The organism is Streptomyces sp. NBC_00322, from assembly GCF_036147535.1.
In the GTDB taxonomy this organism is placed as follows: Bacteria; Actinomycetota; Actinomycetes; order Streptomycetales; family Streptomycetaceae; genus Streptomyces.
The window spans coordinates 5021098-5033061 of the sequence record NZ_CP108019.1; the positions used below are offsets into that span (position 1 = coordinate 5021098).

Sequence of the window (11964 nt, forward strand, 5' to 3'; positions counted from 1 at the left end):
AGTGACCCAGTGGGGGACATGCTGCGGCCGCGACGGCTTCCCCTCCGCGCCGCCGCGGCCGCACCCCGTCGAGTGAAGTCCTGAATCAGCCCTTCGGCGGGAGAGGGGCGTGGTGGTCGCCCTGGGTCGTGGCCACACCGTCGCTCAGGAGCTGGGGCGGCACAGGCGCGTGGTGGTCACCCATCGTCGTGATGGTGCTGTCGGCGGGCGGCACGGGGGCGTGGTGGTCGCCCATGGTGGTGATGGTGCCGTCGGCGGGCGGCACGGGGGCGTGGTGGTCCCCCATCGTGGTGATGGTGCCGTCGGCGGGCGGGGCGGGGGCGTGGTGGTCGCCCATCGTGGTGATCTCTTCCTGATTCGGCTCTTTGGTGCTCATGGTGTCCCCCTTGGGATTTGCAACATGACCGAAGGCGGCCTTCTGCCCGGAGACTCCCCCGAGGGTCGCCGGACAGAAGGCCAGTGGACCTGCCGCCCTCCGCTGAGGTGACGGTCCCGGCGATCCGCCTGCCCCCCGACGCGACGGATCGAATGCTGTTGAGCATGTCGGACGAGCATAAACATTCGATGAACGCCCTCGCATAGGTCTTGTCTTCAACGTCCCGTCTGCCTGGCGGCGCGTGGCCCGCACTCCCCCCGCAGTCCTTCGGGCACGGGAGGTGCCCCGATCGCCAGACCGCTCACTGATCCGGCCTGATCGACCGGACAGGGCCTAAGCCGCACCGGTGAGCGGAGTGAGCAACTCCCGGACTTCCTCGGCCTCGGGCGCGCCCGTCTGCTCCTGCAGCAGCAGTGCCTCGCGCCAGCATGCGCGCGCCCGGTCCGGCTGGCCGAGGCGTTCAAGCGCCTTCCCTAACGTGACCAGCACATTGGCGCGGGTACGGTCGCCGCCCATGCAGCCGATCGCGAGCGCCTGCTCGGCAGACTGGGCCGCGCGTGCCGGACGCCGGGCCGCGAGATGCGCCTGGGCGATACGGAAGTGCGCCGTGCCTTCCCACAGCCGCTGCCGGTTCGCCTCGAACCGCTCCAGCGCCTGCGCCAGTTGCTCCAGCGCCTCGGCGTGGCGACCCGCCTGGGTGAGGGCCACCCCCAGCGCGTACTGCGCGTTGGCCAGCCGGAGCGTGTGTCCGATCCGGTCGTAGAGCGCGATTCCCTGTTCGGCCAGTGCGATGCCCTGCGCGGTGCGGCCCATGGCGACGTGGATCCGGGAGAGGTTGCACAGGGCACTGGCCTCACCGGGCAGGTTCCCGTCGGCGCAGGATCCCTCCCTCGCCCGGCGCAGGTGCGCCTCGGCCTCCTCGTTGCGTCCCTGTATGAAGGCGATGATGCCGCGGTCGTTGTCGGACCAGTACACGGGCGCGGGGTCATGCGCGGCGAGTGCGAGCACAGCCGCCTGCTTGGCCTCCTCGTCCGCCTGTTCGTAACGGCCCGCCACCAGATGGACGTTGGTCAGCGACGTCCGGACGCGTCCTTCGCTGCGGGTGTCCCCAGCGGCGCGTGCCGCGTCGAGTGCCGCCAGGGCGACCGACTCGTACACCTTGGAGTTCGCGCCGGACTCCGCCAGATCCTGCGCAGCCCACAGCAGGTCGACGGCGGCCCGGAGCCGCGCCCCGCCGGCTGCCTGCCGTGCGCAGGCCAGCAGGCAGTGCGCCTCCGCGTAGAACCAGTCCTGTGCTTCCTCCCGGTCGGTCAGGGCGAGCCCCGCCTGACCGGTGGGCTCCAGATGGTCCACCAGACGGTCGCCGGGACGCTCGATCGCGAACACCTTCGCCGCCGTCGCCAGGTAGAAGTCGAGCAGCCGAGAAAGGGCCAGCTCCCGTTCCACCGGCGGGTGTTCGTCCCTTTCGGCGCATGCACGCGCGTAGAGACGCACCAGGTCGTGGTAGCGATACCGGCCAGGCGCCGCCGACTCGACCAGGGAGGTGTCGACAAGCGCCTCCAGCAGGTCCTCGGTGTCCTGGAGCGGCAGGTCGAGTACGGCCGCCGCCGCGGCCAGCGAGATGTCGGGGCCGTCGGCCAGGCCGAGCAGGCGGAAGGCGCGGGCCTGGGCGGGCTCCAGCTGGCCGTAGCCGAGTTCGAAGGTGGCCTTCACCGCCAGGTCGCCGGCCTGGAGTTCGTCCAGGCGGCGGCGCTCGTCGGCGAGCTTCGCCGCCAGCACCGAGACCGTCCAGGTGCGGCGGGCCGCCAGCCGGGACGCTGCGATACGGATCGCCAGCGGCAGGAACCCGCACGCCGCGACCACGTCGAGCGCCGCGTCCCGCTCGGAGGTGACCCGCTCCTCGCCCACGATCCGGGTGAAGAGCTGCAGCGCCTCCTCCGGCGACATGACGTCCAGGTCGACGAGATGCGCACCGGCCAGGTCGACCATCCGGACGCGGCTGGTGATCAGGGCCGCGCAGCCCGCCGTGCCGGGCAGCAGCGGGCGGATCTGGGCGGCGTCGCGGGCGTTGTCCAGCAGGACCAGGACCCGCCGGCCGTCGACCATGGAGCGGAAGAGCGCGGCCCGCTCGTCCAGCGAGTCCGGGATGGCCGAGTCGGCGGTGCCGAGGGCCCGCAGGAAGGCGCCGAGCACCGTCTCCGGATCGGCGGCGCGGTTGCCCGCGCCCTGCAGATCGACGTACAGCTGGCCGTCGGGGAAGTGCGGACGGGCCTCGTGCGCCACATGGACCGCGAGGGTCGTCTTGCCGACGCCGCCTATGCCCGCGAGCGCGGAGACCGCCATGACCGAACCCTCGGCGGTGGCGAGCTGGTCGCCCAGTTCGCGTACGAAGGAGGCGCGGCCGGTGAAGTCCGGGACGGTGGCCGGCAGTTGCGCGGGACGGGTGACCTGCGGTGCCGGGGCGGGCTCCTCGCTCGGGCGGGCCAGTTCCGCGTCGGCCTGCAGAATGCGCTGCTGGAGCCTGGACAGTTCGGGCCGCGGGTCGACGCCCAGTTCGTCGGCGAGCATCCGGCGGGTGTCGGCGTACACGGCGAGCGCCTCGGCCTGCCGTCCGCTGCGGTAGAGCGCCAGCATCAGCAGCTCGCGCAGCCGCTCGCGCAGGGGGTGCGCGGCGGTGAGCGCGGTCAGCTCCGACACCGCCTCCGCGTGGCAGCCGACCTCCAGGTCGAGGTCGAGCCGCGTCTCCAGAAGCTGGAGCCGCCACTCCTCCAGGCGGGCCCGCTGGTTCTCGGCGTACGGCCCCGGCACATTGGCCAGCGGCTCGCCGTCCCACAGGCCCAGCGACTTGTTGATCAGCACCCTGGCCTGGCAGCGGTCCCCGGCGGCCCGCGCCTTCTCCGCCTCGGTGGCCAACTCCTGTGCCACCGCGAGGTCGAGGGAGTCGCGGCGTACCCGAATCGCATAGCCGCCGGACTCGCTGACCAGCGCGTTCGCGGAGAGGACCTTGCGCAGACGGGAGGCATACGTCCGTACGGCCGCGAGCGCCTGGGAGGGCGGGTCCTCGCCCCAGATCGCGTCGATCAGCTCGGAGGCGGTGGCGGTACGGCCGTCGCGCAGCAACAGCGCGGCCAGCAGCGCCCGCTGCTGGGGCGAGCCGGACGGCAGGCTCTCCCCGCCGCGCCAGGCGCGTACCGGGCCGAGCACGCTGAAGCGCAGGTCAACGACGCCGCTGTGCTCCGGAGCGCGCTGCTCCGGTACGCGTGGCCCGCTGTCACGGTCCATAGCTGCCCCCTGCCCCCGTACTGCCGGAATCGCCCTCGACAGTCTGCCTTGTTCGGGGCGGCCCCGTCAGCAGCGGGGGCACCTCCTCCTCGCTCTCCCCCGGTCGGACTGCCGGGTAACCCCGGTCCTGTGAAGGCCGTGTGTGATCTTCGTCAAGGAGGTGCGGTTCAACGGCGGTGCGCGTCAAGGGCGTCCGCTAGCTGACGGATCGTCAGATCGGCGCTACGGTGGAGCGCATGGAGACCTTCCCGAAGATCATCTCGGTGGACGACCACACGGTTGAGCCCCCCAACGTCTGGCGGGACCGGCTCCCGTCGAAGTACCGGGACATCGGCCCGCGCATCGTCCGCGCGCCACTGAAGGAAATGACCTTCATGGGCGGCAAGTTCGCCCCGGTGATGGGCGCGCAGGGGGACGACGGGCCGATAGGCGACTGGTGGGTGTACGAGGACCTGCACCGGCCGCTGACCCGCCTCGACACCGCCGTGGGCTACGACCGCGACGAGATCAGGCTCGAGGTCATCACGTACGAACAGATGCGGACGGGGTCCTTCAGCGTCCCGGACCGCCTCGCCGACATGGACGTCAACCATGTCCAGTCGGCCCTGTGCTTCCCGACCTTCCCGCGCTTCTGCGGCCAGACCTTCACTGAGGCGAAGGACCGCGAACTTGGCCTGCTCGGGGTGCGGGCGTACAACGACTGGACGGTGGAGGAGTGGTGCGGCCCCGACGCTCGGGGCCGCCTGATCCCGCTGACCCTCATCCCGCTCTGGGACGCCCACCTGGCCGCCGCCGAGGTCCGCCGCAACGCGGCGCGCGGCGTGCGTGCCGTGGCCTTCTCGGAGATCCCGCCGCACCTGGGCCTGCCCTCCATTCACACGGACGAGTGGGACCCCTTCCTCCAGGCCTGCGACGAGACCGGCACGGTCATCGCGATGCATATCGGCTCGTCCTCGAAGATGCCCTCCACCTCGGCGGACGCCCCGCCGGCCGTCGGCTCGACGATCACCTTCGCCAACTGCTGCTTCTCGATGGTCGACTGGCTGATGAGCGGCAAGTTCGAGCGCTTCCCGAACCTGAAGATCATGTACGCGGAGGGCCAGATCGGCTGGATCCCGTACATCCTGGAACGCGCGGACGTGGTGTGGGAGGAGAACCGCGGCTGGGGCGGAGTCGCGGACAAGGTCCACCGCCCGCCGTCGGAGCTCTTCACGGAGCATGTGTACGGCTGCTTCTTCGACGACGCGTTCGGGCTGAGGAACCTGGACGCGATCGGGGTCGCAAACGTCCTGTACGAGACGGACTACCCGCACTCGGACTCGACCTGGCCGAAGTCGAAGGAGGTCGGGGAGTCCCAGATGGGCCACCTGGCGCCGGACGTGGTCGACCGGATCGTGCGGGGCAACGCGATCGAGCTGCTCGGCCTGACGCCGGAGGGCCTGTGGGCGGGCCCGGGGGTGTGAGTCGGGGCAGCGCCACCACTCAGCGCGGCGACACCGGCGTCTACGGCCTCGTCGGGAGGCTTAGGGTGCGCCGGCGGCCGTCAGGCTGGTCGCCCGCTCAGCCTTCGGCCCAGGCTTCTTCTTCCTGCCGCGCGGCGTCGTAGGCGCGGCGGGCGTCGCCGACCTGCGGAAAGTGCGCTTGGGACCAGTCCGTGATGGCGCCGAAGAGGGGTACCAGGGTGCGGCCCAGGTTGCTGATCTCGTACTCGACCCGCGGGGGGATCTCGGCGTGGTAGGTGCGGATGATCAGGCCGTCGCGTTCGAGCTGGCGCACGCGCTGGGTGAGGACTTTGGGGGTGATGGTTGGCAGGTGTCGCTGCAGTTGGTTGAAGCGCAGCCGGCCGTGGTGCTCCAGGACCCACAGGATGGGGGTGGTCCAGCGGCTGAACACCAGGTCGATCACCGGGTTGATCGGGCACGCCTGCTCCACGGGATCGGTCACGGCTGCTCCCTCTCCTTCTCGGCCCCGTCGTCACCGAACCAAGGGGCACTTTCCTACGGGAAACCACTATACGCAGGAAACTACCCTGGTGATGTCAGGGCAGCGGCCCCGGTGTCCCGCCGGAGTTGCTGCTGGAAGAGCGGCCCGCTCATCGCGTAGGTGAGAGGTCCCGCGACTACAGACGAGGCATCACCATGACGTTCCCAGTACTGCCCGAGCGTGAGGGCGACCGGCCCGAGACCGGGCCCGAAGTCCCGCACCTGCAGCTCACCCAGACCAGCCCACCACGGATCAGGGAACTGCTGCTGCAGTGGATGGACACTGCGCTGCCCGGCACCGTCTGGGGCCGCAGCGAGATCTCCGCTCCCAGCTCGCGGGCACTGTTCCTCGACGCGGTCGCCCCCGCAAAGGGCGCCGTGCTGTTGCCGCCGCGCGGTGATGCGGAGTTCGCACACCTGCACGCTGACGGCAGCCTCCACCTGGCCCTGGACCCGTCCGACCACGCCGCGTTCCTGTCCTCCGGCTGGGGAGAGAAGCACCCGCTCTACCACCTCGGCATCAACGTCGTGATGTTGTACGCCCCCCGCAGCCGGGCTGACCTGGAGGTGGCCAAGAAAGTCATCGCCGCCTCGTACGAGTACGCGACCGGCCACGCAGCGCCCGCCGCGGTTGACCCTCACCCGCCGACGCGCCGGTGGCCCGTCGGCAGTACTCACCAGCGCACCTCGTAGCCGAAACCCTCTCCGACCGGCCGCCGCACAAATCTGCTTTTGCCCCGACGGGGCCGGACAGCAGCGGCCCGTCTTCCCAGTCCTCCCTTCCTGCTCATGAACGGTCACCATGTCCTACCTGCTCCACATCGACTCCTCTTCGCTCGGGGCCGATTCGGTCTCGCGCCAGGTCGCCCAGTCCTTCCGCGGCTCCTGGGACGGGCCGGTCGTCCACCGGGACCTGGCCGCCTCGCCTGTGCCTCACCTGAGCGCCGCGGGCATATCGGTCTGGGGCACCGACCCTGCGCGGCACACTCCGGAACAGGCCGAGGCCGCCGCCGTACAGGACGAACTCATCGACGAGTTCCTCGGAGCGAGCGCTTACCTGTTCACAGTGCCGATGTACAACCTCACGATGCCCTCGGTTTTCAAGGCATGGCTGGACCAGATCATCGTCAAGGGCCGCACCTTTGGGCTCCCGGAAGGGCCTGCGGCGGCCGATCGTCCGGCCCTGCTGATCTCCGCCCGCGGCGGTGGCTACAGCCCCGGTGCCCCCAATCACGGCAAGGACTTCGTCGTGCCGGCTCTGGAGCTGATCCTCGGAGACTCTCTCGGTCTTGATGTGACCGCACTGACTCCTGAGCTGACGATGGCGCCCGTGGCCCCGGCGCTGGCCCATCTCGTCCCGCTTCACCAGGCATCCCTGGCCGATGCACACGAGCGGGCCCGCCTGCAGGCCGAGAAGGTCGGCCGGCAGCTCGCCGCCTGACCGAAGCCGGCGCCCGTTGCCGAGGTGGGGCCACCTGAACTGTCCCTCGGCAACGAAGGAACAACACACCTCGCGGAGGAACCCCATGCCCAAGCTCACCCCAGGGCGAGCCCTGCTCACCCTCACCTCACTCGTCACCATGACCGGCGCGTACTTCGCCGACTGGAACGAAACCCACATCTACAACCCCGACTGGCCACCTCATGCCAAGTTCCACAACGCCCAGACCATGAGCATGGGAGCCGCGCTCGGGCTTATAGGCCTGTACCTGCTGTGGGTGCACCGCGACGCGTGGTCACCCTTCCGGCTTCAAGTCATCGTCGGTGCGGCGTCGGTGTACTGGATCACTCAGCTGTCGGCGATCCTCTACCCCGGCACCGCGCTCGTCGACGGGGACTGGGTACCCCCCATTCAGCCACCACTCGCAGGAACGATGCTGGCCCTCAACGCGCTTGCGTACGTGCTCGAGCGACGACGCATCGAGAGCCGCAAGGTGTAGCACTTCTTCAGCCGCCCACCTGGCAGATCAACTCCGGATCAAGAAGGCAGCCGAAGGCGCTTGGCGCCTCCGCCCGCGGTGTTGTGGCGCGCCGCCCCCACCGTCACCATTCAGGACATGACGCTGAGCCTTACCGACGCCGAAAAGATCCTCGCCGACAACTTCGCCCGCTGGGTCCTCGACCTCGGCCTGACCGTCGTCGGGACCGGCGAGCGCCACGCCGTACTGCGGCTGCCCTGGTCCGGCCGGCTGGCCCGCGAGGGCGGGGGCATGTCCGGGCAGGCGCTCATGGCCGCAGCCGATACGGCCACCGTCATCGCGGTCGCATCGGCGCGAGGGGCGTACGTGCCGATGACCACCGTGCAGCAGTCCACGAGCTTCCAGCGGGCCGTCCTCGACGCCGACGTGCTGGTCGACGCCAGGATCACCAAGCTGGGCAAACGGATGGCGTTCGCCGACATCACGATGACCGCCGAAGGGTCGCCGGACGTGGTCGCGCGGGCAAGCACGGTCTACGCCCTGCTCGGCTGAGAGGCCGTTGTCAGTGGCCCGGTGTTGAATCGGAAGCATGTCCAACAGACGCGAGCGAACCAACGCCGACCACCTCTCGCAGAAGCCCCCCGGCCAGGACCTCGTCATCAGGGACGAGGACTGGTACGGACGCGATCTGTCCGGACAGAGATTCACCCGGCACACCTTCTACGACACCGACTGGACCGAGGTCGTCAACGACGGCGGGACATTCGACGAGTGCACCTTCTCCGGGGTGCGGTTCAACGCCTCCCGGCACACCAATGCCGCCTTCACGAACTGCACCTTCAAACGGTGCTCCTTCTTCGACACCCGCTTCGAGCAGTGCAAGGCCGTCGGGAGTCTCTTCCAGCAGTGCACGTTCAGCCTCATCTCGGTGACCGGCGGCGACTGGTCGTACGTCGGGCTGCCCGGTGCCGATCTGCGCAAGGCCGTCTTCGACGGTGTGCGGATGCGGGAGGCGGATCTGACCGCCGCCCGGCTGGAGGGGGCGAGCGTCATCGGGGTCGATCTGTCCGGGGCCTTGCTGCACGGGTCGAAGCTCATAGGTGCCGATCTGCGGGGCAGCGACCTCACCGCGCTCGATCCGCTGACCGTGGAGCTCGCGGGCGCGAAGATCGACCTGGAGCAGGCCGCCGTCATCGCCACCGCGCTGGGGTTCGACGTGACCTGAGGCCGGTTGCCGCCTGCGCACCTCTTGTCTGATGGATCGTCAGGTACGACGATGGGCCCCGTCCGGCCGGTTGACGGTTCGTCAGGTCAAGGCGGAGGAGGCGCACGGTGCACGTGCAGGTACTGCCCAAGGGGCGGCTCTCGTACGGAATGCAGCTCCCGGTCCAGTCGCAGAGCGCCATCTACGCGGAGTCCTGGGAGGCCGCCGCCGGCGCCGAGGATCTCGCCGAGATCGCCCGGGCCGCCGACCGGGCCGGGTTCGCGTACCTGGCGACCTGCGATCACGTCGCCATCCCGCGGCGGCTCGCGGATGCCATGTCCACCGTCTGGTACGACCCCGTCGCCACGCTCGCCTTCCTCGCCGGGATCACCGAGCGCGTGCTGCTGCTCAGCCATGTCGCCGTCGTGGGGCTGCGGCACCCGCTCGTGAGCGCCAAGCAGTACGCCACCCTCGACCATCTCTCCGGCGGGCGGCTGATCCTCGGGGTCGGGGCCGGGCATGTCCAGGAGGAGTTCGAGGCGCTCGGCGTCGACTTCGCCGCGCGCGGGGCCGTACTCGACGAGACGATCGACGCGCTCAGGGCGGCGCTCGGCGAGGAGGAGTTTCCCGAGTTCGCCGGGGAGCTGTTCTCCTTCAGCGGGCTCGGGCAGCGGCCCAGGCCCGTCCAGCGCCGGATCCCCCTCTGGGTCGGCGGCTCCTCGCCCGCCGCCGTGCGCAGGGCCGCCGTACGCGGCGACGGCTGGCTGCCCCAGGGCGACCCGCGTACGCGACTTCCCGACCAGATCGCCAAGCTGAAGGGCCTGAGAGCAGCGGCGGGCATCACCGCGCCCATCGAGATCGGGGCGATCACCGAACCGCTGTATGTGGGCGATGCGGACTGGGAGATCGGACGCCGCACCGTCAGCGGCAAGCCCGAGGCCATCGCCGAGTCGCTCCGCGCCTACGCCGCGATGGGCGTGCACCAGATCCAGGTCCGGTTCCGCAGCCGGAGCCGCACCGAGCTCACCGACCAGATCGCGGCGTTCGGCGCCGACGTGGCCCCGCACCTGAACTGACCCCGCACTGGAACCGACCCCGCACCTGAACCGACCCCGCACCTGAACCGAGGAGAGTGGCATGGGAAAGCTCGACGGACGCGTGGTCCTGATCACCGGCGCGGCGCGCGGCCAGGGCGAACAGGAAGCGCGGCTCTTCGCGGCCGAGGGCGCTAGGGTCGTGCTCGCCGATGTGCTCGACGACCAGGGCGAGGCCCTCGCCAAGGAGCTGGGCGAGGGCACGGCCGCGTACGTCCATCTCGACGTCGGCCGGGAGGACGACTGGACCGCCGCCGTCGCCGCCGCGAAGGACACGTTCGGGAAGATCGACGGGCTGGTCAACAACGCGGGCATTCTGCGCTTCAACGAGCTGGTCTCCACGCCGCTGGAGGAGTTCCAGCAGATCATCCAGGTCAACCAGATCGGCTGCTTCCTCGGCATCCGCACCCTCGCGCCGGAGATCGAGGCCGCCGGCGGCGGGACGATCGTCAACACCGCCTCGTACACGGCCCTGACGGGCATGGCGGGCGTGGGCGCGTACGCCGCGACGAAGCACGCGATCCTCGGCCTGACCCGGGTCGCCGCGCTGGAGCTGGCCGCGAAGAAGATACGCGTCAACGCCGTCTGCCCGGGCGCGGTGGACACCCCGATGAGCAACCCGGACGGCGTGGACCCGGCGGCGGTGGGCGCGCTGTACGAGAAGCTCGTGCCGCTCGGCCGGGTCGGGCAGCCGGAGGAGGTGGCCCGGCTTGCGCTCTTCCTGAGCGGCGAGGACTCCTCGTACATCACCGGGCAGCCCTTCGTCATCGACGGCGGCTGGCTGGCCGGAGTGAGCCTTTTCTGAGCGGGCCTGACGATGCGTCAGCTATTGACGGCTCACCTGCGCGGTGGAACAGTCGGGCACATCCAGATCTGACGGTTCGTCAGAAACATCAGGACGGTGGTGAACCCCCTTGGAATTCGGGCTCTTTGTACAGGGATACGTCGGCAAGCGCGCCGAGACCGACCCGCTCGCCGAGCACAAGGCGCTGATGGAGGAGACCGAGTACGTCATCCAGGCGGACAAGTCCGGGTTCAAGTACGCCTGGGCCTCCGAGCACCACTTCCTGGAGGAGTACTCCCACCTGTCGGCCAACGATGTCTTCCTCGGCTACCTCGCGCATGCGACGGACCGGATCCATCTGGGCTCGGGCATCTTCAACCCGCTGGCACCCGTCAACCATCCCGTGAAGGTCGCGGAGAAGGTCGCCATGCTCGACCATCTCTCCGAGGGCCGCTTCGAGTTCGGCTCCGGGCGCGGGGCGGGATCGCACGAGATCCTGGGGTTCATACCGGGTGTCACCGACATGAACTACACCAAGGAACTCTGGGAAGAGACCATCGCCGAGTTCCCCAAGATGTGGCTTCAGGACGAGTACGTCGGCTTCCAGGGCAAGCACTGGTCGCTGCCGCCGCGCAAGGTGCTGCCCAAGCCGTACGGGAAGTCCCACCCCGCCATGTGGTACGCCGCCGGGTCGCCGCCGTCGTACGCCATGGCGGCCAAGAAGGGCCTCGGCGTGCTCGGCTTCAGCGTCCAGAAGGTCTCCGACATGGAGTGGGTGCTGGAGCAGTACAAGACGGCGATCATCGAGGCCGAGCCGGTCGGGGACTTCGTCAACGACAACGTGATGGTGACGTCGACCGCGATCTGCGCGCCGACACACGAGGAGGCGGTGCGTATCGCGGCGGGCGGCGGGCTGCACTACCTGCAGTCGCTGGTCTTCCGGTACCACGACACCTTCCCGCGGCCCGAGGGCTTCCCCGTGTGGCCGGAGACCCTGCCCGAGTTCAACGAGGAGATCATCGAGCTGCTCATCGCGGAGGAGCTGCTGATCTGCGGTGATCCGGACGAGGTCTTCCGGCAGTGCAAGAGGTGGGAGCAGGCGGGGGCGGACCAGTTGTCGTTCGGGATGCCGATCGGGATCTCCCGGGAGGACACGCTGCAGTCGATCCGGCTGATCGGTGAGCACGTGATCCCGAAGATCGACACGGATCCGGTGCACCGGACGACGCGTTTCCGCGGGGCGGCGGGCTGAGGGTGCCGCGCTGCGCCTGCGGCGGGCCTTGTCCCCACCCCGCCCCTTCCCGAACTGGGGCTCCGCCCCGG

General features: G+C 69.9%; 12 protein-coding genes. 9 read left to right on the top strand and 3 right to left on the bottom strand.

What is annotated here, in order from left to right:
* Positions 1-85: 85 nt before the first annotated feature.
* Together OG905_RS22910 and OG905_RS22915 are read right to left on the bottom strand one after the other, a co-directional pair.
* Complete coding sequence (locus OG905_RS22910) at positions 86-376, bottom strand: hypothetical protein (RefSeq protein WP_328676593.1); 291 nt, start codon at positions 374-376, stop codon at positions 86-88.
* Between the two features lie 333 nt (positions 377-709).
* The gene (locus OG905_RS22915; protein ID WP_328676594.1) at positions 710-3658 is read right to left on the bottom strand and encodes an AfsR/SARP family transcriptional regulator; all 2949 of its coding nucleotides are present in this window, start codon (positions 3656-3658) and stop codon (positions 710-712) included.
* 236 nt (positions 3659-3894) lie between these two features.
* Between OG905_RS22915 and OG905_RS22920 the strand changes: the two genes are divergently transcribed.
* Complete coding sequence (locus OG905_RS22920) at positions 3895-5121, top strand: amidohydrolase family protein (RefSeq protein ID WP_328676597.1); 1227 nt, start codon at positions 3895-3897, stop codon at positions 5119-5121.
* 97 nt (positions 5122-5218) lie between these two features.
* On the opposite strand, the gene OG905_RS22925 is transcribed toward OG905_RS22920, so the two are convergent.
* Positions 5219-5602, bottom strand: a complete 384-nt coding sequence (locus OG905_RS22925) for a winged helix-turn-helix transcriptional regulator (protein WP_142217717.1) — start codon at positions 5600-5602, stop codon at positions 5219-5221.
* A 194-nt stretch (positions 5603-5796) separates the two neighbouring features.
* Between OG905_RS22925 and OG905_RS22930 the strand changes: the two genes are divergently transcribed.
* The 8 genes from OG905_RS22930 to OG905_RS22965 all read left to right on the top strand — a co-directional run bounded on the left by OG905_RS22930 (position 5797) and on the right by OG905_RS22965 (position 11893).
* Positions 5797-6333 carry a luciferase domain-containing protein gene (locus OG905_RS22930; RefSeq protein ID WP_328676601.1) on the top strand — a complete coding sequence of 179 codons (537 nt, stop codon included), beginning with the start codon at positions 5797-5799 and terminating at the stop codon, positions 6331-6333.
* 109 nt (positions 6334-6442) lie between these two features.
* Positions 6443-7081, top strand: coding sequence for an FMN-dependent NADH-azoreductase (locus OG905_RS22935; RefSeq protein ID WP_328676603.1), 639 nt, complete (start codon positions 6443-6445; stop codon positions 7079-7081).
* An 85-nt stretch (positions 7082-7166) separates the two neighbouring features.
* Positions 7167-7580 (top strand): DUF6640 family protein, encoded by a 414-nt coding sequence (locus OG905_RS22940; RefSeq protein ID WP_328676605.1) that lies wholly within the window; start codon positions 7167-7169, stop codon positions 7578-7580.
* A gap of 117 nt (positions 7581-7697) precedes the next feature.
* A complete protein-coding gene (locus OG905_RS22945) occupies positions 7698-8111 on the top strand; it encodes a PaaI family thioesterase (protein ID WP_328676607.1) in 414 nt (137 codons plus the stop codon).
* Positions 8112-8148: 37 nt separating this feature from the next.
* Positions 8149-8784 carry a pentapeptide repeat-containing protein gene (locus OG905_RS22950; protein WP_328676609.1) on the top strand — a complete coding sequence of 212 codons (636 nt, stop codon included), beginning with the start codon at positions 8149-8151 and terminating at the stop codon, positions 8782-8784.
* Positions 8785-8933: 149 nt separating this feature from the next.
* Entirely contained in the window at positions 8934-9839 is a 906-nt protein-coding gene (locus OG905_RS22955) for an LLM class F420-dependent oxidoreductase (protein WP_328682541.1), read from the top strand.
* Positions 9840-9900: 61 nt separating this feature from the next.
* Positions 9901-10662, top strand: a complete 762-nt coding sequence (locus OG905_RS22960; protein WP_328676611.1) for an SDR family NAD(P)-dependent oxidoreductase — start codon at positions 9901-9903, stop codon at positions 10660-10662.
* A 109-nt stretch (positions 10663-10771) separates the two neighbouring features.
* Positions 10772-11893: an LLM class flavin-dependent oxidoreductase gene (locus OG905_RS22965; protein ID WP_266489610.1), complete on the top strand. Its 1122-nt coding sequence runs from the start codon at positions 10772-10774 to the stop codon at positions 11891-11893.
* Positions 11894-11964: the final 71 nt, after the last annotated feature.